Raw genomic sequence first — 23995 nt, 5'->3', positions numbered from 1 at the left:
TGTAAACAGGAAGGACCGGTTCCGCTAGGGGGTTTGACCCTGCCGCGCCTGACCCGGTTCCAGGGCTGCTCCGCCCCCTTTTGCAGCGCTTCCCGTCAACGGCAATCCGTTCCCCGGCCATCCCCGCGCGGGCAGGCGGCGCGGATCGGCAAATGTCCGGATCAGTTCCACCTGCACCATCACATCATCCGCCATGCCGCCATAATCGATGCCTGCCCCCGCCTGATCGGAGGGGCGGTGATAGGTTTCCTGCATGAACCGTTCGAGCAGCGTCATGTCGCCATAGCTGTTGCTGACCATGACCGTGGGCACGTCATGGCGCAGCAGCACCCAGCTGTCCTGTCGCCGGATATAGGCATTCGCCCCATCGCCGTCGGCCAGTCTGCGCTTCATCCGCCGGACCACTTCCTCGATCAACGGATCAAGCGGTGTCAGCCCCTTGCCGACAATGCCCAGCGGGCTTCCCGCGGGGGCCAGCCCGGTGCTGTCGACATTGAGCGCGGCAACGAAGCGGTCCAGCGGTATTGGCGGGTTTTCGGCGAAGGCCACCGCACCCAGCAGCCCCACTTCTTCGGCGGTCGTTGCCAGAAAATAGACATCCCGTTCAAGCGGCCGCCCCTTGGCAAGAAGGCGCGCGGTTTCGGTAACGACCGCAAGGCCGGAGGCATTGTCGATCGCGCCGTTGCAGATGACGTCCTGTGCCGGGGGGGCAGCACAGGTTCCGAAATGGTCCCAATGAGCCAGCACCAGAATCGCCCCGGCATCGCGGCTGCGGCCCGGCAACCGGCCGATCAGATTGTGCGTGCGGATACGGGTTTCCCGGCTGGTCGCCTCAAGGGTTGCCTGAAGCCCCAGAAGGTGCGGCACAAAGCGGTTGCTTGCAGCCTCGGCCTTCAGCCGGGCAAGCGAGGCATGGTGCGCACCCGGCAGCAGAAGATCCAGCGCTTCGGGGGTTATGAAGCCCTCGATCTCGCTGACAACCGGACCTCCCGCGACGGCATGACCTGCCCTGCTGCGGCGGGCGACAACGTCGGGCAGCGTCCGCTCGTCATCAAGCACCGTGAGAACCGCCAGCGCGCCGGCATCGAGCAGCCGGCCCACCCTGTCGCCCGCCGCATCATGACTGATACCGGCGGGCAGACTGTCAAGCATCACCGCAATACGGCCGGCCATTTCGGCGCGCGGTGGCGGCGCTCCGGCGGCGTGGCCCACGAAGACCAGCGGTGCATCCTGAACAAGGCCGCGCAGGCCCGATGTGACCACATAAACACTTTCGGCAGGCAAGGGCACGCGCCGCCCCGAACGGGTAAAGACCGCACGCGAGGAAACGGGTTGCCGCTCGATCAGATCGACCGGCGCGAACCACCCGCTGCCCGGAATGTTGGTGCCCGGTTCAAGCCCGATGTCGAACCATTGGCGGGCCAGATAGCGCAAGGTCTTGCTCTCGCCCTCGGTCCCCGGTTCGCGCCCGGCAAAGTCATCGCTGGAAAGCGCTTCGACATGGCCGCGCAGCGCCATCTCGATCGGACTGGGCGGTTTCGGCAAGGCGGACGGGCGTGCCGGAGGACGCGCGCCCCCCAGCGTCAGGGCCGCGCAGAGCATCAGCCCCGCCCGCCTTGCCCATCGCCAGCCCACAGCACGATTCATCGCGGCCCTCAAACGTTTCGTCGCAGCTCCTTGCTGTCAAAAGCCGCAGGCCAGCGCAAGTTCCCATTTGTCGCCACGGCCGGGACGGCTGCCGCCATCCGCAATGTTACCGATGGCGCGTCTTCACTCCGCCACCCAGCCACCATCCATGTTGTAGTTGGCGCCCGTGATGTTGCGCGCCTCGTGGCGGCACAGGAAAAGCGCGAGCGCCGCCACGTCTTCCGGCTGGACGAATTGCTTGGTCGGCTGGCGGGTCAGCAGCACATCGTTGATGACCTGTTCGCGTGTCAGACCGCGCGCTTTCATCGTATCGGGGATCTGGTTCTCCACCAGCGGCGTCCAGACATAGCCGGGGCTGATGCAGTTGGCGGTGATGCCGTGGGTTGCCAGTTCCAGCGCAAGGGTCTTGGTCAATCCGGCGATGCCGTGCTTCGCCGAGACATAGGCCGCCTTGAACGGCGAGGCCGTGAGCGAATGGGCCGAGGCCGTGAACAGGATGCGGCCCCAGCCCTTTGCCTTCATGCCCGGAATGACAAGCCGACAGGCATCGAAGGCCGATGTCAGGTTGAGCGCGATGATCGCATCCCACTTCTCCACCGGAAAGTCCTCGACCGGGGCAACATGCTGCATCCCGGCATTGTTGATGAGAATGTCGATCGCGCCGAACTCGGCCAGTGCCGCTGCCACCATGGTCTCGGTGCCCTCGCGCCGGGTCAGGTCTCCGGCGGCGAAGATCGCCCGCCCGCCGCTTGTCGCGGCAAGCTCGCTGCACAGGGTCTCGATCTCGGCAGGATCGCCAAACCCGTTGAGGACGATGTCGGCGCCCTCGGCGGCGAGCGCCCGTGCATAGGCAAGACCGATGCCCGAAGTTGAACCGGTAATCAGCGCGCACTTGCCCTTCAGGAACATTTGGTTACTCCGGCATGAAAGGATGGACATGTCCGGATGGCATTGCGGCAGACGTGCGGCTTGTCCAGACGGAACGCGAAAAAGAGGGGCAATGCGATGCGGCTCGATGATTTCGACAGTTCTATCAATGTCGAGGACCAGCGCGGCGGCGGCAGATTCCCCCTCGGTGGCGGTGGCAAGCTGGGGTGCGGCTCCATTGTCATCGCGCTGATCGCGGCGCTGGTCTTCGGCGTCGATCCGGCGCAGATGCTGGGCACGCTGCAACAGGTGCAGACCCAGGCGCCCGCGCCGCAGCAGCAGGGCGGAGCAAGCCTTGCGGAAAGCTGTTCGGCCAATGCCTTCAGCCGCGAAAGCTGCAATGCGCTCTCCTCGCTCAACAAGACGTGGGAACCGCTGTTCCGTAAGGCCAATGTGCCGTTCGAGGCGCCGAAGCTGGTTTTCTATGCACAGAACGGCAGTTCCGGCTGCGGCGCGGCGCAAAGCGCGATGGGACCGTTCTACTGCCCGGCCGACAACGGCATCTATATCGATACCGACTTCTATACCCAGATGGACCAGCAGATGGGTGCGGGCGGCGATTTCGCGCGCGTCTATGTGATGGCGCACGAATACGGCCATCACATCCAGAACCTGCTGGGCACCTCCACCGAAGTGCGCAAGTTGCAGCAGCGCAGCCCCAGTCAGGCGAACCGCCTGTCCGTCGCGCTTGAACTTCAGGCGGATTGCTATGCCGGGGTCTGGGCGGGCAGGAACCGAGACCGGATCGAACCGGGCGACATCGAGGAAGGGATGCGCGCTGCTCATCAGATCGGCGATGATACGCTGATGAAGGCCGCTGGGCGCCGTCCGGTCGAGGAAGGATTCACCCATGGCAGCGCGGCCCAGCGCCAGCAATGGCTGCGGCGCGGACTGGAAACCGCAGACGAGGACCAGTGCGACACCTTTGCCGCGCTGCTGTAGATCGGGTTCACGGAACCGAAAGGCAGGTCATGGCGTAGTCAAGGCAGGAAGGAGCAACCATGTCGCTCATCACTGCCAACAATCGCTGCCACGCCCCGATCTTGCTGGCGCTGGCGCTACCTCTGCTGGCATGGGCAAGCGTGCCGCCTGCTGCGGCGCAGACTGCCGTGGCGCAGGAGAAGGTCACGCCCGGCGATGTCGTCACCAAACCCCTGTCGGACCTCAACCTCAGGAAGGACGAAGTGCCCCAGCTTCTCCAGACTGCACGCGAGAAGCCCTACGATCTTGCCGGTCTGAAACGCTGCACCGCCATCGCTGCCGCCGTGGCCGAACTTGATGCGGTTCTGGGCGACGATATCGACGTGGCCCGCGACGAGAGCAATTCCACCATCAAGGTCGGGAGTCTGGCCAAATCGGTAGTAGGCTCGCTCATTCCCTTTGGCGGCGTGATCCGCGAAATCAGCGGGGCCAATGCCCAGCAGCGCAAATGGAACGAGGCGATCTATGCAGGTTCGGTCCGCCGCGCCTACCTCAAGGGCGTGGGCGAACAGCGCGGGTGCGCCTATCCGGCTCGCCCCGCCACGAAGGCCGACGCCGATGCCCTTTGGCAGGCACGCGAAGCAGCGGCCTCCAAGGACGCCAAGGACAAGAAGGCCGATAACAGGGCCGAAAGGGATCAGGCCGCCAAAGTCCCCGCTGCGAAAACCGGTTCCGTCAGCTTCGAAAGCAGGGCGGTCGTCCAGCGCATACCCTGACGCGCAAAGCAAAGCGCCGGAGTGTTTGCACCCCGGCGCCGCATTGCTTGTGCCTGAGAAAAGCCGCGCTCAGTAAACGCGCTTCTTTGGCTTGATGTATTCGACATCGTCGGTCAGCGTGTATTCGTGGACCGGGCGATAATCGATGCGCACTTCGCCGCCCTTGCCGCCCCAGCCATTGAACCACGCGGCCGTGTGCTTCATCCACTCGGCATCGTTGCGATCGGGGAAATCCTCGTGCGCGTGGGCGCCGCGGCTTTCCTTGCGGTTGTGGGCCGAATGCATCGTGACCGTGGCCTGGCTGATGAGGTTGTCCAGTTCCAGCGTCTCGACAAGGTCCGAGTTCCAGATCAGCGAACGGTCGGAAACATGGATGTCTTCCATGCGCTTGTAGGTTTCGGCCAGCTTGACCTTGCCTTCGGCCATCAGTTCGTCGGTGCGGAACACGGCGGCGTGCTGGCTCATGGTGCGCTGCATTTCGGTGCGCACCTGTGCCGTGGGCGAGCCGCCCTTGGCATGGCGGAAATGGTCAAGACGCGAAAGCGCCATGTCCGCGCTGTCCTTCGGCAGCGAGTTGTGCGACGTGCCGGGCTTGATAAGCTCCTTGAGGCGCAGACCCGTGGCACGGCCGAACACGACAAGGTCGATCAGCGAGTTCGAGCCGAGACGATTGGCGCCGTGGACCGAAACACATGCCGCTTCGCCCACCGCGAACAGGCCGGGGACAACCGTTTCCGGATTGCCGTCCGGACCGATGGTGACGACTTCGCCATGATAATTGCACGGGATTCCGCCCATGTTGTAATGCACGGTCGGAACCACGGGGAGCGGCTGGCGGGTAAGGTCGACGCCTGCAAAGATCTTGCCGCTTTCGGTGATGCCCGGCAGGCGTTCCGCCAGCACATTGGCATCGATATGATCGAGGTGCAGGTAGATGTGGTCCTTGTGCGGCCCCACCCCGCGCCCTTCGCGGATTTCCATGGCCATCGAACGCGAAACCACGTCGCGCGAGGCAAGGTCCTTGGCCGAAGGTGCGTAACGCTCCATGAAGCGCTCACCCTCGGAGTTGGTGAGATAGCCGCCCTCGCCGCGCGCGCCTTCGGTGATGAGCACCCCCGCGCCATAGATGCCGGTGGGATGGAACTGCACGAACTCCATGTCCTGAAGCGGCAGCCCCGCACGCAGCACCATGCCGCCCCCGTCACCCGTGCAGGTGTGGGCCGAAGTCGCGGTGAAGTAGCAACGGCCATAACCGCCCGTGGCCAGCACAACGGCATGGCTGCGGAAGCGGTGGATCGAACCGTCATCCATGCACAGCGCGATCACCCCGCGACAGACCGGCACACCATCCGGGCCATCCTCCATGATGAGGTCGATGGCGAAGTATTCGATGAAGAAGTCCGCATCATACTTCAGGCTCTGCTGATAGAGCGCGTGAAGCATGGCGTGGCCGGTGCGGTCAGCTGCGGCACAGGTGCGCTGCACCGGAGGGCCTTCGCCCATGTTCTGCATGTGACCGCCGAACGGACGCTGATAGATCGTGCCTTCGGGATTGCGGCTGAACGGCACCCCGGCATGTTCAAGCTCGTAAACCGCGGCAGGGGCTTCGCGCACCATGTATTCGATGGCGTCCTGATCGCCCAGCCAGTCCGATCCCTTGACGGTATCGTACATGTGCCAGGTCCAGTGGTCAGGCGAGTTGTTGCCGAGGCTGGCGGCGATCCCGCCCTGCGCTGCAACGGTGTGCGAACGGGTGGGAAAAACCTTGGTGATGCAGGCCGTGCGCAGGCCGGCCTGTGCCGAACCCATCGTGGCGCGCAGGCCCGAACCGCCCGCACCCACGACAACGGTATCATAGGTGTGGTCGATGATCTTGTAGGCAGGCTGAGTCGAAGTCATGTCTTATGCGCCCCCAAGAGCAATGCGCAGAACCGAAAGAATGCCGAAAGCGGCAGCCGCGAAGGGCACGATGTTGACCAGCAGCCACGCCGCGATCTTGCCGCCTTCTTCGTGGACATAATCCTCAAGCATTACCTGCACGCCCATACGGGCATGGGTGAAGGTGTTCACCATGATGAGGATCAGCGCCACCGACGGCACCGGACGCGCCACCCAGCTGCGCGCCGTGGCGAAGGAATGATCCGGCAGCAGTGCCAGGCTGACGATCAGGAAGGTGATGAGAACAAGGTTGCCCACGGCCGTGAGCCGCGCGGTCAGCCAGTGATGCGTGCCCTGATGGCTTGAGCCAAGCCCGCGCACGCGGCCGATGGAGGTGCCGTTACCCATGTTGGATGCCTCTCTTGCTATATCGTCGGTGCCGGCGCTCAGCGCAGCAGCACGAAGGCCCAGAAGGCGATGGTGAGAAGGATCGAAAAGACCATCGTCAGGATCGACCAGCGGGCGTTGGTCTGAAGCTCGTAGCCTGCGCCGATGTCAAGGATGAGGTGGCGGATGCCCGTGGCGGCGTGCTGGAAGAAGGCCCATGTCAGGCCCACGAGCACAACCTTGCCCAGAATGGCGGTGAATGCCTGCACGCCGCCCGCGGTGCCGAGCCATACCCAATCGAGGAAGATCTGATAGGCCTGCTCGCCGCTGGCCAGAGCGCCGATCCACCACAGCAGCAGACCAAGCCCCGCAAAGGCAAGACCATTGCCGGTGATGCGGTGAAGGATCGAAACCAGCATGGCCGGACCCCAGCGCCAGATCTGGAGATGCGGAGAAATCGGCCGTGCCTTGCGCGATTGCGCCATGGATATACCCCCTCGACTAGGTACAAGGATTGCGGGAAGCCCGCGAAAGGAACGAAGTCCTATTAGTCGAAAAGACCTGCCGCGCAAGCGTATGCGGGATGTAAAAAAGGACAGCCCCGGCAGGCGCCGCCACTCATGCCGACAAAGGCGGTTGCGCGCCCCCTGCCCCATGCCTAGACGCTTGACGGCATGAGCATTGCCCTTGCCCTCGCTGCCGCAGCCGCAGCCGCAGCCGCAGCATCCCCTGCCCCCGCCGATCCCGCAGCCACGCGCGAAATCATCCGACAGTGCGAGGGCAAGGAGAGTTTTTCCGACCCTGCGCCCCCGGCGCGCGTGTTCGGCAATGTCTGGTATGTGGGCACCTGCACCGTCTCCGCCCTGCTTGTCGCTGGCCCCGAAGGCCATATTCTTGTCGATGCCGTGACCGAGGAAGCCGCCCCTTCCATCCTCGCCAACATCCGCAAGGCCGGGTTCGATCCGCAGGATGTGCGGCTTGTCGTCTCAAGCCATGAACATTTCGATCACGTGGGCGGCCTTGCCGCCATCCTGAAGGCCACCGGCGCAAGGTTTGTCGCCACGCGCGAGGCCGCGCGGGTTATCCGCAGCGGCAAGGTCAGCCCGGCCGATCCGCAGGCGCAGAAAATCCACGGTTCCCCCAAGGCACGGGTGGACCGGATCATCCGCACTGGCGATGTCGTATCGGTCGGCCCGCTGCGGCTTACGGCCTTTGCCACGCCCGGCCACACCGAGGGATCGACAAGCTGGCACTGGAAATCATGCGAAGGGGCCGCAGGCGATCGGGATTGCCGAACGGTCACTTATGTGGACAGCCTCACCGCCCTTCCGCTGGGCACCTATCGCTTTGCCGATCATCCAGAGCGCGTGGCCATGTTCCGCCGCACCTTCGCGCAGGTTGAGGCGCTGGATTGCGGCATCCTGCTGACCCCGCACCCCGGCGCGAGCGCGATGTTCGAGCGCATGGCAGGCGACCAGCCGCTGGCCGACCCGGCCGCCTGCAAGGCTCTTGCCGCCGCCGCACGCGACCGGCTTGACAAGGCACTGGCGCGATGAGCTGGAAGATCACCGTTCTTGCCCCGCGGTCGATCATTCAGGCCGCGCTGGTGGCGCACGAGGATGCATGGGACTGGGATCCCGAAATCGTCATCGCCGGAAGCGAGATTGCCGAAGACAAGCCCGATGACTGGCAGCTTGAAGCGTGGCTCGATCGCAAGCCCACGAAAGCCGATCAGAACGCCATTGCCGATCTTTTCGAAGGCACGCCGCCCCGGCTGAACATCGAAGAACTTCCCGATGCCGATTGGGTTACGCTGAGCCAGCAGGGTGTCGAACCGATCCGCGAGGGCGTGTTTCACGTTCACACCCCGGAATACCCCCCTCTCGCCCGGCCGGGCGTGCGCGATTTCGTCATTCCTGCCAGCCAGGCGTTCGGCACCGGCCAGCACGCCACCACCGCGGGCTGCCTCGCCATGCTCAGCCACATGAAGCGGCAGGGGGTCCGGGTGCGCAATCTGGCCGATATCGGCACGGGAACGGGCCTGCTCGGATTTGCCGGGCTGCATCTGTGGCCCACGGCCCGCGCCATTGCCAGCGACATCGATGCCGTGTGCGGCCCCGTCGTGGCTGAAAACGCGGCGAACAATGGCATTGCGCTGGGCGACGGGCCGGGGCGCATGGCCATGGTCATCGCCCCCGGCATGGATCATCCGCTGCTTGAAGCGGCAGCACCCTATGACCTGCTGATCGCCAACATCATCGCCGGGCCGCTGGTCAAACTTGCCCCTGCCTTTGCCCGTGCAGTTGTTCCGGGCGGAAGCGTGCTGCTGGCGGGGTTGCTGGAAACGCAGGAAGCCGCCGTGCGTGCCGCCTATCGCAAGGCGGGACTTCGTCTGGCTGCCCGCATGGTGCGGGGCGACTGGTCTATCCTGTGGCTGCGCCGCCGCGCTGCTGGCCGCGTCCGTTCCTCGCGCGTGGGCGCCTTGCCTGAGTGGTCGAAGCGCTGGTGAGAGCGCAGCAAAGCGCATTGCCAGCGCACCGGGAATGCGTTTAACCTTTCGATTAAACGAGAGGAGCCGCGCATTATGGAATATGCCACCTTCATCGTCGAAAGGCGCGGGCAGGCCGATTGGGTCACGCTCAACCGGCCCGATGTGCTCAACGCCATCTCCTTGCAGATGGTGCATGATCTTCACACCTATTTCGGCCGACTGCATCATGATCGGGACTGCCGCGTGGTTGTCCTGCGGGGCGCGGGCAAGGCATTCTGTGCCGGTCTGGACATCCGCGAACGCAGCACCGACCGCGACACGCCCCCATTTGCCGCAGGATTCGGCTTTCAGGGCTATCTGGCCGAAGTCTATGTAAAGATGCGCCGCTGCCCGCAGCCCATCGTCGCGCTGGTCCATGGTGCGGCCTGTGGCGGCGGATTTTCGCTGGCGCTGGCATCCGACATCCGCATTGCCGGTGAAAGCGCGCGCATGAACGCCGCCTTCATCAAGCTGGGTCTTTCGGCCTGCGACATGGGATGCAGCTATTTCCTGCCGCGGCTCGTCGGTGCATCAGTAGCAAGCGAACTCATGCTGACGGGGCGCTTCATCCACGCCCCACGCGCCCTGGCCACCGGCCTCGTTTCGCAAGTCGTCCCCGACGACCAGCTTGAAGAGGCCGGAGAAGGCCTCGTCGCCGATCTTCTGGGCGCGTCGCCCATGGGTCTCAGGATGACCAAGGAAGGGCTGAACTTCGCCATCGACGCTCCCAGCCTCGAAGCCGCCATCGCGCTGGAGAACCGCAACCAGTTGATGACGGCGGCCAGTCCCAATTTCCGCGAGGGGATGCAGGCCTTCCTCGAAAAGCGCAGACCGGATTACGCGGCCGAGTGAACCTGAAGGGTATCGCGCAGGAGAACAAGCGCCGCCCTGGTGAAGACCTGCATGTTCTGAAGGCGATTGTCGCTGGCATTGGTGACAAGCACGGACGCCTCGATTCCGTCTGGTCCGACAAGGCCGATTGCGCTCGTCCCCGAAGCGACGCCAAGAGGATGCGCGCTGCCCCCGGATGCACCGGTTTCGGCCATTCCCCAATCCGCGCCCAGCCGTTCACGGATCAGGCGCGCCTGCGCAAGGGCATAAGGCTCGGTCGCCGATGTAAATCCCCGCAGCGAGCCGGGCTCATGCCCCAGCGCAATGCGCCGCCCCTTCATCGAATAGATCACCGAACCGCCCAGAAAGAACGCCGAAGCACCCGGCATTGCCAGCAGGCTTGCCGAAATCAGACCCCCGGTCGATCCGTCGACCACGGCAATCGTCTGCCTTCGCGCCTTCAGCAGCGCGCCCGCCTCGGCACCAATGGCCGCCAGTTCATCAAGCATTGTGTTACCCCGCGTTCCGGACGATTTCGGCCCATGCCGACTCGTCGATCACTTCGATGCCCAGCGCTGCGGCCTGTTTGAGTTTCGATCCGGCGCCCGGCCCGGCCACGACCAGATCGGTCTTGGCCGAAACCGAACCTGCCGCCCGCGCGCCAAGCGCTTCGGCCTGAGCCTTGGCCTCGTCGCGGCTCATGGTCTCAAGTTTGCCGGTAAAGACGATTGTCTTGCCCGCCACTGCGCTTGCTTTCGTTTCAACCACATAGGGCGGTGGCGAAACCTCGGAAAGGAGATCGTCCCAGACCGCCTGGTTGTGCGGTTCATGAAAGAAATCGCCCAGCGCCCCGACCACGACCGGCCCCACGCCATCGATGGAAAGCAGCTCCCCCGCCGCCTCTGCATCACCGTCGCGCGCTTTCACCGCTGCCGCGCGAAGTGCCGACAGCGTGACAAAGCGCTTCATCAGGTCGCGCGCCGTCACCGCGCCGACATGCCTGATGCCCAGCCCGAACAGGAGCCGCGCGGCATCGGGCGCGCGCCTGGCCTCAATCGCTGCCAACAGGTTGTCCACAGACTTGTCCTTCCAGCCCTCGCGGCCAAGAATCTCGCTGCGGCGCCTTTTCAGGCGGAAGATGTCCGCCGGGCTTTCCAGCCAGCCCAGTTGGAAAAACTCGATTATGGTCTTTTCGCCCAGCCCCTCGATATCGAGCGCGGCACGGCTGACGAAGTGCTTGAGGCGCTCGACCCTTTGCGCCGGGCAGATCAGCCCGCCGGTGCAGCGCACATCGACCTCGCCGTCTTCGGCCACCGCTTCGGAATGGCATTCGGGGCAATGATCGGGGAAAGCATAGGCTTCGCGCGATACCTCGCGTGTCAGGTTCTCCACTACCTGCGGGATCACATCACCTGCGCGCTGAAGCACGATGCGGTCCCCCACCCGCAGGCCGAGCCGGGCAATCTCGTCGCGGTTGTGCAAGGTGACATTCGTGACCGTGACTCCCCCCACCAGCACCGGGCGCAACCTTCCCACCGGGGTCAGCTTGCCGGTGCGGCCTACCTGAATGTCGATGGCCTCAATCGTCGTTTCGGCCCGTTCCGCCGGAAACTTGTGCGCAATCCCCCAGCGCGGCGCCTTGGCGACGAAGCCCAGCCGCTCCTGCCAGTCGAGCCGGTCAACCTTGTAAACCACGCCGTCGATATCATAGGGCAGATCCGCGCGGCGCGCGCCAATGGCGCGGTAATGCGCCAGCATTTCCGCAGCCGAAGCGCACCGGACCAGAAGGTCTGAAACGGGCAAGCCCCAATCGGCAATCTTGCGCATCATCTCGAACTGGCTGGACGCCGGAACTTCGCTGGCCGCGCCCCAGCCGTGCGCGAGAAAGCGCAAAGGCCGGCTCGCTGTCACCGCCGGATCCTTCTGCCGCAGCGATCCGGCGGCCGCATTGCGCGGGTTGGCAAAGACCTTTTCTCCCTTCTCGGCCTGACGGGCATTGAGCGCGAGAAAATCAGCCTTGGCCATATAGACCTCGCCGCGAATCTCGAACACGGCGGGAATGTCGAACAGCCCGGCGGCCTTCAGCTCCTGCGGAATGTCGGCAATATGGGCAACGTTGGCGGTAACATCCTCGCCCACCTGCCCGTCCCCGCGCGTGGCGGCGCGCACCAGCCGCCCGTCTTCATAACGCAGCGAACAGGACAGGCCATCGATCTTGTCTTCGGCGGTCATCACCACTTCGGCATCGTCCGGAAGGGCAAGGAACCGGCGCACGCGCGCGACGAACTCTTCCACCTCCTCATCGGTGAAAGCGTTGTCGAGGCTCATCATCCGCACTTCGTGCGTGACTTTGCCCAGCGGCGAGGATGCTATCTCGTGCCCCACCTGTGCGCTCGGACTGTCGGCGCGGATCAGGTGGGGAAAGGCAGCCTCAAGCTCGGCATTGCGGCGCACCAGCGCATCGTATTCCGCATCGGAAATCTCCGGCGAATCCTCGGCATGGTAGAGCCGGTTGTGCCGCGCGATCTGCCTTGCAAGGCGCATCAGCTCGTTGGCGGCTTCGGCTTCGGTCAGTGCGGTCATGGCGCAACTTTCTCCGTCTCCTCTACCGAGCAGAGAGCGGGGAGGTGATGGAAACTCAAACAACTTGCTCCACTTCTGCCCTTGCGCCCAAACCCGCAATGATCGGCCGCGCCTTGCGGATCGCTTCCTGCACTTGCGGAAGCGCCAAACTCGCCTTGTGCGCAGCCTCGTCGCGCCAGACTTCAGTGATCCACACGCTGTTCTCGTCGCCCTTGTCGCGCCAGATCTGATAAGCAAGGTTGCCGGGCATGTCCTTTGAACCTTCGCCGAGATAGCCGATCAATTCTTCACGCTTGCCCGGCACGGCCCTCATCTGGCCGATGATCGCATAGACGTTTTCAGGCTCGACCTCTTCCATCGCCAGACCCTTCCCAGCCACCAGAAGCGCAGCGCCCGCGCCCACCAGCACGGTGCGCCGCGCAAACACTACGCCTTTTCCAGCAGGCGATTTGCCTGCGCCCGTGCCTCGTCGGTCACTTCCGCGCCGGAAAGCATTCGCGCGATCTCTTCCTTGCGCGCTGCCGAATCAAGCAGACTGACCGAGGTGCGCGTGACCGTGCCTTCGGATGATTTGGCGATCATGTAGTGGCGGTCTCCGCGCGCAGCCACCTGCGGGCTATGCGTCACGGCCAGCAACTGGCCGCCCCGCGCCAGCCGCGCCAGCCGGTCGCCAATGGCGCTCGCCACCGCGCCGCCCACACCACGGTCGATCTCGTCGAAAATGATCGTTGCGGCCCCGCCCTCTTCCGCCAGCGCCACTTTCAGCGCAAGGATGAAGCGCGAAAGTTCGCCGCCAGACGCAATCTTGCCCAGGGGCGCAAAGTCCGCACCGGGGTTGGTGGAAATCAGGAACTCCACCGCATCGATGCCGCCAGCGCCCCAGCGATCATCGGGCAATCGAAGAACCGCGGTGTGAAACTTCGCGGCATCAAGCTTCAGCGGCGCAAGTTCGGCCGCAACCGCCTTGTCGAGCCGCCGCGCCGCTTCGGCCCGGATCACCGAAAGCGATTCAGCCTTGGCCTGATAATCGAGCGCCGCATCACGCGCGGCGCGTTCAAGCCCGGCGATCTGTTCCTCGCCCCCTTCGATGGCGTCAAGTGCGGCGCGCATTTCCTGCATCCGGTGGGGCAGATCATCCACCGTGCATCCGTGCTTGCGGGCTGCGGCGCGCAGATCGAACAGGCGCGTCTCGATCCGGTCGAGCAGCGCGGGATCATGGGCCAGATCCTCGGCCGCGCGGGCAAGCTTGTCCTCTGCCTCTCCCGCCTCGATCACGGCCCTGTCCAGCGCCTCAAGCGCTTCGGCCAACATGGGATGCTCACCCGCGATCCGGTCAAGCCGCCGGGCGGCGCTGCGCAAGGTGGCCAAAGCCGAATCCGAACCTTCCCACAGGCGTTGCAGTTCGGCCAGATCGCCCGAAAGCCGTTCACCCTTCTGCATGTCGGCACGCTGGCCGGCCAGTTCCTGCTCCTCGCCGATGACCGGCGCCAGGGCATTCAGTTCGGCCAGATGGGCCAGCAGCAGGTCCTGCTCTTCACGCGCTTCGGCCAGCCGCGCCCGTGCCTGCTCAAGCGCATCCTCGGCGCGGCGCCACTTGATCCATGCCGCCTCGACCCCGGCCACGTCGGCCCCGGCATAGCGATCAAGCAGGGCGCGGTGCCCACGGGCATTCACCAGCCCCCGGTCATCATGCTGCCCGTGCAGTTCCACCAGACTGCGGGCCAGTTCGCGCAGCAGCGCCACGCCCACGGGCTGGTCGTTGACGAAGGCTTTCGATCCGCCATCAGCCTTGAGCCGCCGCTTGATGATGAGCGGCTCGCCCGGCTCGATTTCCACATCTGCCTCGGCCAGCGCATGGCGGATGCCGTCGGGCAGTCGGTCGAACTCGAAGGTGGCGGTCACGCTAGCCTGATCCTCGCCGCTGCGCACCAGACTGCTGTCGGCCCTGTCTCCCAGCACCAGTCCCAGCGCATCAAGCAGGATCGATTTTCCCGCGCCCGTCTCGCCCGTCAGCACGCCCAGCCCCCCGGCAAACGACAGGTCGAGCGCTTCGATGAGGACGACGTTGCGGATCGAAAGACTGGTCAGCATCCCGCGATTCTCTAGCGCCTCATTGGCGCGCCGTCACCACCGCTTGTCGGCATTCGTTCCCCACTTGTTTCACCTGCGTGACACCATGCCACACGCACGCAATGCGAATCCGCCACAGCGGCACCAGTTTGGATTACCCCACCCAAGAATAGGTGCGCCAATGGCAACCCGTGCCAGAATCGACGGCCAGATGCTTTTCCGCTCAGCCACCACCGTCAGCGTTTCCATTCCCGACTGGCTGGACCTGCCGGAACCGCGCGGCTTCCGGCCCAAGCGCAAGTATCGCACCATCTGGATTTCCGACGTGCACCTCGGCACGCGCGGCTGCAATGCCTCGATGCTGCTGGATTTCCTCTCTTCGATCGAATGCGAAACGCTCTATCTGGTGGGCGACATCGTCGATGGCTGGCGGCTCAGCAAGGGCTGGTATTGGCCCGATGAGCACAACGAAGTGGTTCGCCGGGTGCTCAAGATGGCGCATCGCGGCACGCGGGTGATCCTGATCGCGGGCAACCATGACGAAATGCTGCGCCCCTATGCAGGCATGAGCTTCGGCGGCGTGGAACTGGCGCTCGATATGATCCACGAAACCGCCGATGGCCGCCGCCTGCTTGTGACGCATGGCGATGGCTTCGATGGCGTGGTGCTCTATGCCCGCTGGCTCGCCTTCCTTGGCGACAAGGCCTACTCGCTGCTGCTGCGGGCCAATGTCTGGGTCAACATGATCCGTCGCCAGTTCAAGCGGCCCTACTGGTCGCTTTCCGCCTATCTGAAGAAGCGTGTGAAGAACGCGGTCCAGTTCGTCTGCGATTTCGAGGAGGCCGTGGCCCACGCCGCGCGCGACTTGGGGGTGGACGGGGTGGTCTGCGGCCACATCCATTGCGCCGAAATCCGCCAGATCGGCGACATCACCTATTACAATGACGGCGACTGGGTCGAAAGCTGCACCGCTCTCGCCGAAGACCATCAGGGCCATATGTCGATCATCGACTGGGCCGAGGAGACCCGCCGCGCCGCCGCGCTCAAGGCCAGCCTCAAGCCCATTCCCGCTCTGGAAGATGCAGCTTCCGAAGCACAGCGCGGCGAGGAACAGATGGCCGAGGAGAACGTGGCATGAGAATCGCGATCTGCACCGATGCCTGGCACCCACAGGTCAACGGCGTTGTCCGCACGCTGGCTGCCACGGTCGACCGCCTCGCCTCGCGCGGGCATGAGGTAGAGCTTATCACCCCCGGCCAGTTCCGCACCCTGCCCCTGCCCGGCTACAGCGAGATCCGACTTGCCATGGCCCCGCGCTTCGGCACGCGCCGGACGCTGGCAGATTTTGCGCCCGATGTCGTCCATATCGCCACCGAAGGCCCCATCGGCTGGAGCGCGCGGAGCTGGTGCAAGGCCAACAAGGTCCCGTTCACCAGCGCCTTCCACACGCGCTTTCCCGAATATGCCGCCGTCCGCACCGGCTTGTCGCCCGCACACTTCTGGCCGCTGATGCGCCGCTTCCATGCTGCCAGCCGCGCGGTGCTTGTCTCAACGCCCACTCTTGCCGCCGAGCTGGCGCAGCATGGCATTTGCCACACCCGCCTGTGGACGCGCGGAATTGACCGCAGCCTGTTCAATCCGCACGCCGAACCGCTGCCCGCAATCGCCAGCCTGCCTCGCCCGGTGCTGCTCAATGTCGGCCGCGTGGCGATCGAGAAGAACCTGACCGCATTCCTTGATGCCGATGTGCCCGGCACGAAGGTGGTGGTGGGCGATGGCCCCGATCTCGTCCGGCTGAAGGCGCGCTATCCCGATGCCGTCTTCCTTGGCCCGCTCCACGGTGAAGCGCTGGCCAGCGCCTATGCCGCGGCCGATGTGTTCGTCTTCCCAAGCCGGACCGATACTTTCGGCCTCGTGATGATCGAGGGGCTCGCCTGCGGCCTGCCGGTTGCGGCCTATCCCGTGCCCGGTCCGCTCGACGTAATCGGTATTGCCGGACGCGGTCCTGACGCAAATCTGCCGATGACGGTCGGCGCGCTGGATGAAGACCTGTCGATCGCGATTGCCAAGGCACTGCAATGCGACCGGCTTGGCGCTGCGGTGCAGGGCGCACGCTACAACTGGGACCGGGCAACCGACCAGTTCCTCGCCGCGGTCACCGAAGCGGTGGAGCCGGCGCGCGCGCCGGAACCGGCCTGATTTCACGCATCGCGCCAAAGCGCGGATATCAGCGCCCGGCTGATCGAACCGGCGGGAGCATAGTCCGCTTGCGCCAACCTGCCCCGTCTTGTTCACATACCCTGTAGCGATAGCAGCTGGCCAGCCCCTCTACCATTGGGCAGGCCACTGCCTCTTGCCCCCCGCGCTGCATTCGCTAAGGACGACTCACTCAAACTCTTGCGAACTTCGCGGCACAGGAAACCAAGATGGCGACTTTCTCGCTTCCGAAGAATTCCACGATCACCGGCAAGGCACGTCACCACGCATCGCCGACCCAAGGCAAAGTCCGCAAGTTCAAGGTCTATCGTTACGATCCCGACAGCGGCGAAAACCCGCGTTACGACACTTTCGAGATCGATCTTGAGCAGTGCGGCCCGATGGTGCTCGATGCGCTGATCAAGATGAAGAGCGAGCAGGATCCCACGCTCACCTTCCGCCGCTCCTGCCGCGAGGGCATCTGCGGTTCGTGCGCCATGAACATCAATGGCCGCAATGGTCTGGCCTGCACCACCGCGATCGAGGATCTTTCAGGCGAAGTGCGCATCACCCCGTTGCCGCACATGGAAGTGATCAAGGATCTGGTGCCCGATTTCACGCACTTCTACGCCCAGTATGCCTCGATTCGTCCCTGGCTTCAGACCGTATCGCCCACGCCTTCGGGCAAGGAACGCCTCCAGTCGCCCGAACAGCGTGAAAAGCTTGACGGGCTTTACGAGTGCATCCTTTGCGCCTGCTGCTCCACCTCGTGCCCCAGCTACTGGTGGAACTCGGACAAGTTCCTTGGCCCGGCCATCCTGCTTCAGGCCTATCGGTGGCTGGCAGACAGCCGCGACGAGATGACCGGCGAACGGCTTGACGAACTGGAAGACCCGTTCCGTCTCTATCGCTGCCACACCATCATGAATTGCGCCAACGTGTGCCCCAAGGGCCTCTCGCCCGCCCGCGCCATCGCAGAAATCAAGAAGATGCAGGCCGAGCGCCTCGTCTGATTGGTGTGGTGTCCGACCGGTGAAGCATCAGTCAAGGTGAGCGAACAAACCTTCCGCTATGAACCGGCCGAGGACCATCCCGGCTGGTTCACATGGAATCTCATCGACGAAACCCGCTTCAATGCCCAGACCATGGGCCGGATGCTTACGCGCATCGAAGAGGGGCCTGACGGCATTCGCCGGGCAAGGTTGCGGATGTTCCCCGAAAGGCGGCATTCGAATCTGCTCGATGCCGTTCATGGCGGGGTGACGCTGTCACTTGTCGACATTGCCCTGTTCGCCGCAATGCGGACACTGCTTGATGGCGATGCGGCCGGTTCGGTCACGCTTGATCTGTCCACGCAGTTCATTGGCGCAGGCCACATAGGAAAGCCGCTCGATGCCGTGACGGAAGTCCTGCGCGAAACCGGGCGTCTGGTATTCCTGCGCGGCCTGGTGATGCAGGAGGCCGAGACCATCGCCGCCTTCAACGGCACCATTCGCAAACCCACCCGGCGATGACCTCCGTCCTCGCACGCTACCATGAACTGGTTGCGGCAGGCGAATTGCGGCCTGATCCGGAACAGGAAGCCGCGGCCACAAGGCTTGATGCGCTCCAGCGCGAGCTGGAAACCCCACCTTCTTCGCCCGGTCTGCTAGGGCGCCTGCTGGGCGCCAAGACACCGCCTCCACCGCGCGGGATTTACATGTGGGGCGGTGTCGGCCGCGGCAAGTCCATGCTGATGGACCTGTTCCATGCCAATCTGGCAGTGCCCGCCAAGCGCCGCGCGCACTTTCACGAATTCATGCTTGAAGTGCACGCGCGCCTGCGCGTGGAGCGCGAAAAGGAAACCGGCGACCCGATTCCTCCGGTTGCCGCTGCCATCGCCGCGCAAACACGCGTGCTGTGTTTCGACGAGATGGTCGTAAACAACAGTGCCGACGCCATGATCATGAGTCGGCTGTTCACCGCGCTCATGCGCGATGGCGGCGTTACCGTTGTAACCACCTCGAACCGGCCGCCATCCGATCTTTACAAGGATGGCCTCAACCGTGAGCATTTTCTGCCCTTCATCGCACTGGTGCAGGAACGGCTGGACGTGCTGCCCCTGAACGGCCCGACCGATTACCGACTGGAAAGGATGCAAGGGGTTGGCACCTGGCACGTCCCCATCGGGCCAGAGAGCACCGCGAAAGTGCGCGATGCCTTCTTCCGTCTGACGGATTATCCACCCGAAGACAGCGAGAACGTGCCGAGCGCCGATCTTGATGTTGGCGGCGGGCGCGTGATGCACGTTCCCAAGAGCCTCAAGGGTGTGGGTGTGTTCAGCTTCAAGAGGCTGTGCGGCGAGGCCCGCGGCGCAGCGGATTATCTTGCCGTTGCGCGCCACTATCACACCGTGATCGTGGTGGCGATTCCCCGGCTCGGTCCGGAACTGCGCAACGAGACCGCGCGCTTCATCACGCTGATCGATGCACTCTACGAACACAAGGTCAAGCTTATCGCCACAGCCGACGCCCAGCCTTCAGAGCTTTATGACGGGAGCGGCAAGGGCGACGAGGAAGGGCGCTTCATGTTCGACCGGACGGTCAGCCGTCTGATGGAAATGCAAAGCCAGGATTATCTCGCGCTGGGCCACGGCCAATCGTAACGCTGCGATGATGTCGCAACTCCGCGGTAATTGCGGATGCCAGAGGCTGTCCAAACCTCTTCCCATCGCGAACTAGCGCAATTTCCCCCCAAGCCGTTGACCACGACTCGGGCGATCATTGTGCGCCCAAGCAAAAAGCGCTGCCGCAACGAGCGACAGCGCCTATGCTGATCAAGCCACTGGTTTCATTACAGAAACCAGTGAGACCCGATCAAAGGAAGAACCAGCGGAGAATTTCGATAACCGCATTCAGAGCTGCAAACATTCGTGCCTCCATCCACGATTGGAGACACACGGTTAACACCATCAAACATGGTTAACAACTTCTAAACACTTCCAAAACGGCGCTGTCCCATTTTGAGAAGGAAGCGCTGAAACTCGGCAAAGGGCTGCGGCCTGCCCAGAAAATAGCCCTGGCCGACATCACAGCCCAGCCTGACGAGCGCCTGATAGGTCGGCTGATCCTCGATACCTTCGGCCACCACGGTCTGGCCAAGGGCATGGGCAAGATGAATGGTGGACTGCACGATCTTCGCCTCACGATCGTGTGTCAGGATTCTGGAGACGAAACGCCGGTCGAGCTTCAGTTCGTCGCTCGGCAGATCCGCCAGATAGGCCAGACTGGCCTCGCCGGTCCCGAAATCATCGATCGAAAGACGAAAGCCCATCGCGCGCAACTGCGAAAGATTCTGCACGGCAGCCGGGCGGTTCCTGACGCTGGAGGTTTCCGTGACTTCGATGGTCAGGAGGCGGGGGTCGATCCCGCGGCGGCGGACAATCTCGACAAAGTTCGAGACAAGTGAAGGCTTGTCGACCATCTGCGCCGAAAGATTGACGCTCATGTGGAAGGGCGGAACGCTGCCGTTGAGGGTCAGCGTTGCGGTTATGGCTTCTTCGAGCACCCAGTATGTCAGGGCATCGATTCGCCCGGCCCTTTCCGCCTGAAGGATGAAGGCATCGGGAGCAATCGGCCCGCGCGTCGGATGATTCCAGCGGACCAACGCCTCCGCGCCGCACGCCAGGCCGCGCTTCATGTCCCATTGGGCCTGATAGGCAAGCCAGATTTCGCCGTTGCGCAGCCCCTCGTCGATCCTGGCATGAAGCGAAAGCTCCCATGGAGCTTCGGCAAGGCGTGCGGCCTCAAAGAGTTCGATTGCCCGGCCGCTGGCCAGCGCATCGTTCGCGCTTGCCAGTGCCGAATTGACGCGCGTCGGCGCATCGATGCCTTCATTCCGGTCAAGGCCGAAATGGATATTGGTATCAAAGGTATGGCTGCCGATCTGCAAAGGGGCTGCAAAGAGCGCGCGCAATCCTTCGAGATGATTCAACTGCATCTCTAGCGGGCGGGCTTCCTCGGTCCAGGCAAAATGCCCGCCCTCACCCTTGTAGATCGTCTCGATCCCTGATCCGACGGACAGGCGCCTTGCAATCTGGCGCGCGCATTCACCGTGAAGATCCTTGGGCAGCGTTGCCAGAATCTCCTCGTAGCGCGCGATGACGGCAACGATTACGTCGTGGCCCACCTCGACCGGTTGCGCGCTGAGCGCGAGAAGGTTGGGAAGGCCGGCCTCGCTCGTGTGCTTGATCTTGCGCATGCGCAATTGCCACAGCCGCGCCGCGCCATAGATCATCAGGCACAGCATGGCGGCGGAAGGTTCGACGCTCAGCCCGATGCCGAAAAGCACAGCCGGCGCGAACACCGCCGCCCCGACCGCCAGCCCATAGAACAGGAACTTCTGGCGACGCCTTTCCCGCCTGCTGGCGCAGTTTACCAGAAGCCAGACAACTCCCAGCAGCAGGTAGTGCCCCAGATCAAACGCGAAGGGTTTGCGCAGACTCTGATACCCGGCAAGATCGAGCGCAAGCGGATGGACCCGCCCGCGACCGAAAAGCCCCAGCGGAGTTGCCACACCGGTCGAGTTGACGATCACGGTGCGGCCCGTAAGCAGTCCCGGAGGATAATCACCCTTCAGGAACTTGCCTGCGCTCAGATGCGGGATCGAATCGATGTCGAGCAGATAATCTGCCTGAAATCGGTCCTGCGGCCCGGTCTGGACCCCGGCAAGCTCTGCCGGAAGGGTGGGGTAGCGCCGTCCGCCAAGATCGATCGAATATCGTGAAGCGACTCCGTAGTCGATGAAGTTGGTCCCCCACGCCGACAGGGCTACCTTGGCGCCGGGAATCTGATTGTCTGCGGGAATTGCAAAGTCTTCGGCCCTGCTTTCGAGCGCAAGGGTGTTGTTCTTCTTGCTCCTGACGACGACTATGGCATCGGGGTGCAGCTTGAGGAAGGCAGAGGCAAGCGCGCTGTCACCTTCACGGTCCACGCCAAAGGCAACGGGACTGTCCACGACAACCCGTTGAGGCATCTGAAGCGCAAGCTTCTCAAGAACGAGAGCAAGGTCGCGTGATCCGACTGCCGTTGATTTCCCGGAATCATCGGCCACTTCGAATGCATTGCTGAAGGTGACGACAACGATTGATTCGGCTGAGGATTTGCCGCCCAGCTTCGCATGAATGTTGCGATACACGTGATCCAGCGGCGCGACGAAATCGGTCAGCGCCAACAACGCCGGGATCAGCAGCGCGAGATACAGCGGAGAGCGCAGTTTCTTCAGCATGGACCCACAGACGTTGTTTCCACACCGGATTAGTCCGTAATGGTGAAGATTGGCTTACCGAACCCTTAGGGGGTTAAGGGCAAATCAACCGAGCCGCGCCAATGATTTCCGCAACATAAGCATCTGCCAGATCAGCCGGCTGTGATCTGCGCGCCCGGCAACGTGCGCTTTGGCCAGCGCATCGAGGCGGTTGGCATCAAACCATCCGGTCGCCGCGAGCGGGCCGCTTGACGCAAGGCCCAGAGCCTCGCCCGCAAGCGGACCGCGCAGCCAGGCGGAAATCGGCGTCACAAAGCCCATCTTCGGACGGAACAGCACCTCATCGGGAAGATAGCGGCGCATGGTCTGCTTCATAAGCCACTTGCCGGTAGTGCCGCGCACGCGCACCGCTTCGGGCAGGCGTGAAGCGAACGCGATAAGACGATGATCCAGCAGCGGCTCGCGCGCCTCAAGGCTCACGGCCATGCTGGTGCGATCCACTTTCGTCAGAATGTCTCCGGGCAGATAGAACTTGAGATCGGCATATTGCGCCCGGTCCAGACCCGATTGTGCCGGAGCATTGCGCATCAGTGCTACCAGCGGTTGTTCAGCGAGGTAATCGCCGCGCAACCGCTTGAAATCATCGGTATAAAGCGCGTTGCGCAGATCCGGCGCGGTTACGGCAAGCGCGTGCGCATAGCCCTCCTCGCCGGAACGGGCCAGGCTGAGGAGGGTCGACTTCGCCCTCAAGGGGCGCGGCGCCCAGTCCGCCTTCGGCCAGATGCGGCCGAGAGTGCCGAACAGAGGCTGGCGCAACGCGGCGGGCAGGAACGCGCGCACCTGCTCTTCCCGATGGTGGAAGGTCTGGCGGCGATAGCCTGCAAAAGCCTCGTCCGCGCCATCCCCCGACAGCGCCACGGTGACATGTTCGCGCGCCAGTTCGCAGACGCGGAACGTCGGCAGGGCGGATGCATCGGCAAACGGCTCGTCGAACATGTCGGCAAGCCGGTCGATGAGCGCGAAATCGTCGGAAGATACCGTGCGCTTGCGGTGGTCGGTCCTGTGTTGCGCGGCGATCCTGTCCGCATAGGCAGTCTCGTCGAGTGCCGACACGTCAAACCCGATGGAGCAGGTCTTGACCGGATCGGCGCTTGCCTCGGCCATGAGGGCGACCACGCTGGAACTGTCGACGCCGCCCGACAGAAAGGCACCGAGGGGCACATCGGCAAGCATCCGCGATGTGACAGCTTCCCGCATGTGGTGCAGAAGGTGCGCTTCCAGATCGGCCGGCTTCTCGCGGGTGCGTTCGGCAAAGGATACATCCCACCACTGCACTGGCGGGCCGGGCGGCGCATCATGGCGCAGCAACTGGTAATGCCCGGCGGGGAGCTTGCTGGCGCCCTTGAGGATCGAGCGGTGATCGGGCACGTAACCCCAGGCAAGATAATCCTCGATCGCCAAGGGATCGATATCCCGCCGCAAAGAGGGATGGGCCAGGAGCGCCTTCAGTTCGGACCCGAAAATGACCGCGCCATCGGCAAGACGCGCCGTGAAAAGCGGTTTCACCCCCAAGCGGTCACGCGCCAGCAGGGTGATGCGCTGCTTCAGATCGTAAAGCGCAAAGGCAAACATGCCATGCAGACGCGGCAGGCATTCGACGCCCCAGTGCCGCCACGCTTCGAGAATCACCTCGGTATCGCCGTCCGTGCGAAAGACCGCACCCTGCCCCTGCAGTTCCTTGCGCAGTTCCCTGAAATTGTAGATCTCGCCATTGAAGACGATGACCGCATCACCGCTGGCAGCGAGCATCGGCTGGGGTGATCCGGCAAGGTCGATGATCGACAGGCGGCGATGACCAAGGCCGATGCCCGGCGCGGTCCATATGCCCTCGCCGTCAGGCCCGCGATGGCTGATCGCATCGCACATGCGGCGCAGGCGATCGGGATCGACGGGCTTCAGCCCTTCCGTGTGAACGATGCCTGCTATCCCGCACATGCTGTCGGCC

The 23995-nt window shown here is 63.8% G+C and carries 21 protein-coding genes; 10 read left to right on the top strand and 11 right to left on the bottom strand.

Translation table 11 applies throughout. The features are described from left to right. Positions 1-24: 24 nt before the first annotated feature. Positions 25-1602 (bottom strand): M28 family metallopeptidase, encoded by a 1578-nt coding sequence (locus tag DKM43_RS05600; protein ID WP_236632408.1) that lies wholly within the window; start codon positions 1600-1602, stop codon positions 25-27. 168 nt (positions 1603-1770) lie between these two features. Beyond that, a complete protein-coding gene (locus DKM43_RS05595) occupies positions 1771-2556 on the bottom strand; it encodes a 3-hydroxybutyrate dehydrogenase (protein WP_109797479.1) in 786 nt (261 codons plus the stop codon). 96 nt (positions 2557-2652) lie between these two features. On the opposite strand from DKM43_RS05595, the gene ypfJ reads away from it, so the two are divergent. Then, positions 2653-3516 carry a KPN_02809 family neutral zinc metallopeptidase gene (gene ypfJ / locus DKM43_RS05590; protein ID WP_109797478.1) on the top strand — a complete coding sequence of 288 codons (864 nt, stop codon included), beginning with the start codon at positions 2653-2655 and terminating at the stop codon, positions 3514-3516. Between the two features lie 59 nt (positions 3517-3575). Then, entirely contained in the window at positions 3576-4271 is a 696-nt protein-coding gene (locus DKM43_RS05585) for a hypothetical protein (RefSeq protein WP_201739791.1), read from the top strand. Between the two features lie 69 nt (positions 4272-4340). Here the strand turns inward: DKM43_RS05585 and sdhA are convergent, their stop codons facing one another. The 3 genes from sdhA to sdhC are packed head-to-tail and all read right to left on the bottom strand — an operon-like array spanning position 4341 to position 7021. Next, complete coding sequence (sdhA, locus tag DKM43_RS05580; protein ID WP_109797477.1) at positions 4341-6170, bottom strand: succinate dehydrogenase flavoprotein subunit; 1830 nt, start codon at positions 6168-6170, stop codon at positions 4341-4343. A 3-nt stretch (positions 6171-6173) separates the two neighbouring features. After that, entirely contained in the window at positions 6174-6557 is a 384-nt protein-coding gene (gene sdhD, locus DKM43_RS05575) for a succinate dehydrogenase, hydrophobic membrane anchor protein (protein ID WP_109797476.1), read from the bottom strand. A 38-nt stretch (positions 6558-6595) separates the two neighbouring features. Next, positions 6596-7021, bottom strand: coding sequence for a succinate dehydrogenase, cytochrome b556 subunit (sdhC, locus tag DKM43_RS05570; protein ID WP_109797475.1), 426 nt, complete (start codon positions 7019-7021; stop codon positions 6596-6598). Between the two features lie 189 nt (positions 7022-7210). On the opposite strand from sdhC, the gene bla reads away from it, so the two are divergent. The 3 genes from bla to DKM43_RS05555 all read left to right on the top strand — a co-directional run bounded on the left by bla (position 7211) and on the right by DKM43_RS05555 (position 9918). Next, on the top strand, positions 7211-8092 hold the full coding sequence (bla, locus tag DKM43_RS05565; protein WP_109797474.1) for a subclass B3 metallo-beta-lactamase: 882 nt from the start codon (positions 7211-7213) through the stop codon (positions 8090-8092). After that, entirely contained in the window at positions 8089-9045 is a 957-nt protein-coding gene (locus DKM43_RS05560) for a 50S ribosomal protein L11 methyltransferase (RefSeq protein ID WP_109797473.1), read from the top strand. The genes bla and DKM43_RS05560 overlap by 4 nt, the downstream gene beginning before the upstream one ends. Positions 9046-9120: 75 nt before the next feature. Continuing rightward, entirely contained in the window at positions 9121-9918 is a 798-nt protein-coding gene (locus tag DKM43_RS05555) for an enoyl-CoA hydratase/isomerase family protein (RefSeq protein WP_109797472.1), read from the top strand. Here DKM43_RS05555 and DKM43_RS05550 read toward each other — a convergent pair. The 4 genes from DKM43_RS05550 to recN are packed head-to-tail and all read right to left on the bottom strand — an operon-like array spanning position 9903 to position 14571. Then, entirely contained in the window at positions 9903-10406 is a 504-nt protein-coding gene (locus tag DKM43_RS05550) for a CinA family protein (RefSeq protein WP_109797471.1), read from the bottom strand. The two genes, DKM43_RS05555 and DKM43_RS05550, sit on opposite strands and share 16 nt — an antisense overlap. Before the next feature lie 4 nt (positions 10407-10410). Further along, positions 10411-12480, bottom strand: a complete 2070-nt coding sequence (gene ligA / locus DKM43_RS05545; protein ID WP_109797470.1) for an NAD-dependent DNA ligase LigA — start codon at positions 12478-12480, stop codon at positions 10411-10413. Between the two features lie 55 nt (positions 12481-12535). Continuing rightward, the gene (locus DKM43_RS05540; RefSeq protein ID WP_236632407.1) at positions 12536-12907 is read right to left on the bottom strand and encodes a putative quinol monooxygenase; all 372 of its coding nucleotides are present in this window, start codon (positions 12905-12907) and stop codon (positions 12536-12538) included. After that, positions 12907-14571, bottom strand: coding sequence for a DNA repair protein RecN (gene recN, locus DKM43_RS05535; RefSeq protein ID WP_109797469.1), 1665 nt, complete (start codon positions 14569-14571; stop codon positions 12907-12909). Before recN ends, DKM43_RS05540 begins: the two co-directional genes overlap by 1 nt. Before the next feature lie 160 nt (positions 14572-14731). On the opposite strand from recN, the gene DKM43_RS05530 reads away from it, so the two are divergent. The 5 genes from DKM43_RS05530 (at position 14732) to zapE (ending at position 19390) form a co-directional block, all read left to right on the top strand. After that, on the top strand, positions 14732-15688 hold the full coding sequence (locus DKM43_RS05530) for a UDP-2,3-diacylglucosamine diphosphatase (protein WP_201739790.1): 957 nt from the start codon (positions 14732-14734) through the stop codon (positions 15686-15688). Then, positions 15685-16749 (top strand): glycosyltransferase family 4 protein, encoded by a 1065-nt coding sequence (locus tag DKM43_RS05525; RefSeq protein WP_109797468.1) that lies wholly within the window; start codon positions 15685-15687, stop codon positions 16747-16749. Before DKM43_RS05530 ends, DKM43_RS05525 begins: the two co-directional genes overlap by 4 nt. Before the next feature lie 227 nt (positions 16750-16976). Further along, complete coding sequence (locus DKM43_RS05520; protein ID WP_109797467.1) at positions 16977-17759, top strand: succinate dehydrogenase iron-sulfur subunit; 783 nt, start codon at positions 16977-16979, stop codon at positions 17757-17759. A gap of 36 nt (positions 17760-17795) precedes the next feature. Then, positions 17796-18260, top strand: coding sequence for a PaaI family thioesterase (locus DKM43_RS05515; protein ID WP_109798013.1), 465 nt, complete (start codon positions 17796-17798; stop codon positions 18258-18260). Beyond that, on the top strand, positions 18257-19390 hold the full coding sequence (gene zapE, locus DKM43_RS05510; protein ID WP_109797466.1) for a cell division protein ZapE: 1134 nt from the start codon (positions 18257-18259) through the stop codon (positions 19388-19390). Before DKM43_RS05515 ends, zapE begins: the two co-directional genes overlap by 4 nt. Positions 19391-19716: 326 nt before the next feature. On the opposite strand, the gene DKM43_RS16660 is transcribed toward zapE, so the two are convergent. Continuing rightward, positions 19717-22011 (bottom strand): EAL domain-containing protein, encoded by a 2295-nt coding sequence (locus tag DKM43_RS16660; protein ID WP_236632406.1) that lies wholly within the window; start codon positions 22009-22011, stop codon positions 19717-19719. 84 nt (positions 22012-22095) lie between these two features. Beyond that, entirely contained in the window at positions 22096-23985 is a 1890-nt protein-coding gene (locus tag DKM43_RS05500) for an XrtA/PEP-CTERM system amidotransferase (protein ID WP_109798011.1), read from the bottom strand. Between the last annotated feature and the right edge of the window lie 10 nt (positions 23986-23995).

This window comes from Novosphingobium meiothermophilum (genome assembly GCF_003171715.1).
Lineage (GTDB): Bacteria > Pseudomonadota > Alphaproteobacteria > Sphingomonadales > Sphingomonadaceae > Novosphingobium > Novosphingobium meiothermophilum.
Note: the sequence above shows the minus strand (reverse complement) of the source record. Positions and strands in the feature narration are given on the sequence as shown.

Excerpts from the sequence above, each read along its gene's own strand:
- zapE (WP_109797466.1), top strand. The coding sequence starts at position 18,257 with ATGACCTCCGTCCTCGCACGCTACCATGAACTGGTTGCGGCAGGCGAA.
- DKM43_RS05500 (WP_109798011.1), bottom strand. The coding sequence starts at position 23,985 with ATGTGCGGGATAGCAGGCATCGTTCACACGGAAGGGCTGAAGCCCGTC.
- bla (WP_109797474.1), top strand. The coding sequence starts at position 7,211 with ATGAGCATTGCCCTTGCCCTCGCTGCCGCAGCCGCAGCCGCAGCCGCA.
- sdhC (WP_109797475.1), bottom strand. The coding sequence starts at position 7,021 with ATGGCGCAATCGCGCAAGGCACGGCCGATTTCTCCGCATCTCCAGATC.
- DKM43_RS05550 (WP_109797471.1), bottom strand. The coding sequence starts at position 10,406 with ATGCTTGATGAACTGGCGGCCATTGGTGCCGAGGCGGGCGCGCTGCTG.
- ligA (WP_109797470.1), bottom strand. The coding sequence starts at position 12,480 with ATGACCGCACTGACCGAAGCCGAAGCCGCCAACGAGCTGATGCGCCTT.
- sdhA (WP_109797477.1), bottom strand. The coding sequence starts at position 6,170 with ATGACTTCGACTCAGCCTGCCTACAAGATCATCGACCACACCTATGAT.
- DKM43_RS05530 (WP_201739790.1), top strand. The coding sequence starts at position 14,732 with ATGGCAACCCGTGCCAGAATCGACGGCCAGATGCTTTTCCGCTCAGCC.
- DKM43_RS05560 (WP_109797473.1), top strand. The coding sequence starts at position 8,089 with ATGAGCTGGAAGATCACCGTTCTTGCCCCGCGGTCGATCATTCAGGCC.
- DKM43_RS05525 (WP_109797468.1), top strand. The coding sequence starts at position 15,685 with ATGAGAATCGCGATCTGCACCGATGCCTGGCACCCACAGGTCAACGGC.
- DKM43_RS05555 (WP_109797472.1), top strand. The coding sequence starts at position 9,121 with ATGGAATATGCCACCTTCATCGTCGAAAGGCGCGGGCAGGCCGATTGG.
- DKM43_RS05600 (WP_236632408.1), bottom strand. The coding sequence starts at position 1,602 with ATGCTCTGCGCGGCCCTGACGCTGGGGGGCGCGCGTCCTCCGGCACGC.
- DKM43_RS05595 (WP_109797479.1), bottom strand. The coding sequence starts at position 2,556 with ATGTTCCTGAAGGGCAAGTGCGCGCTGATTACCGGTTCAACTTCGGGC.
- DKM43_RS05585 (WP_201739791.1), top strand. The coding sequence starts at position 3,576 with ATGTCGCTCATCACTGCCAACAATCGCTGCCACGCCCCGATCTTGCTG.
- recN (WP_109797469.1), bottom strand. The coding sequence starts at position 14,571 with ATGCTGACCAGTCTTTCGATCCGCAACGTCGTCCTCATCGAAGCGCTC.
- DKM43_RS16660 (WP_236632406.1), bottom strand. The coding sequence starts at position 22,011 with ATGCTGAAGAAACTGCGCTCTCCGCTGTATCTCGCGCTGCTGATCCCG.
- DKM43_RS05520 (WP_109797467.1), top strand. The coding sequence starts at position 16,977 with ATGGCGACTTTCTCGCTTCCGAAGAATTCCACGATCACCGGCAAGGCA.
- sdhD (WP_109797476.1), bottom strand. The coding sequence starts at position 6,557 with ATGGGTAACGGCACCTCCATCGGCCGCGTGCGCGGGCTTGGCTCAAGC.
- ypfJ (WP_109797478.1), top strand. The coding sequence starts at position 2,653 with ATGCGGCTCGATGATTTCGACAGTTCTATCAATGTCGAGGACCAGCGC.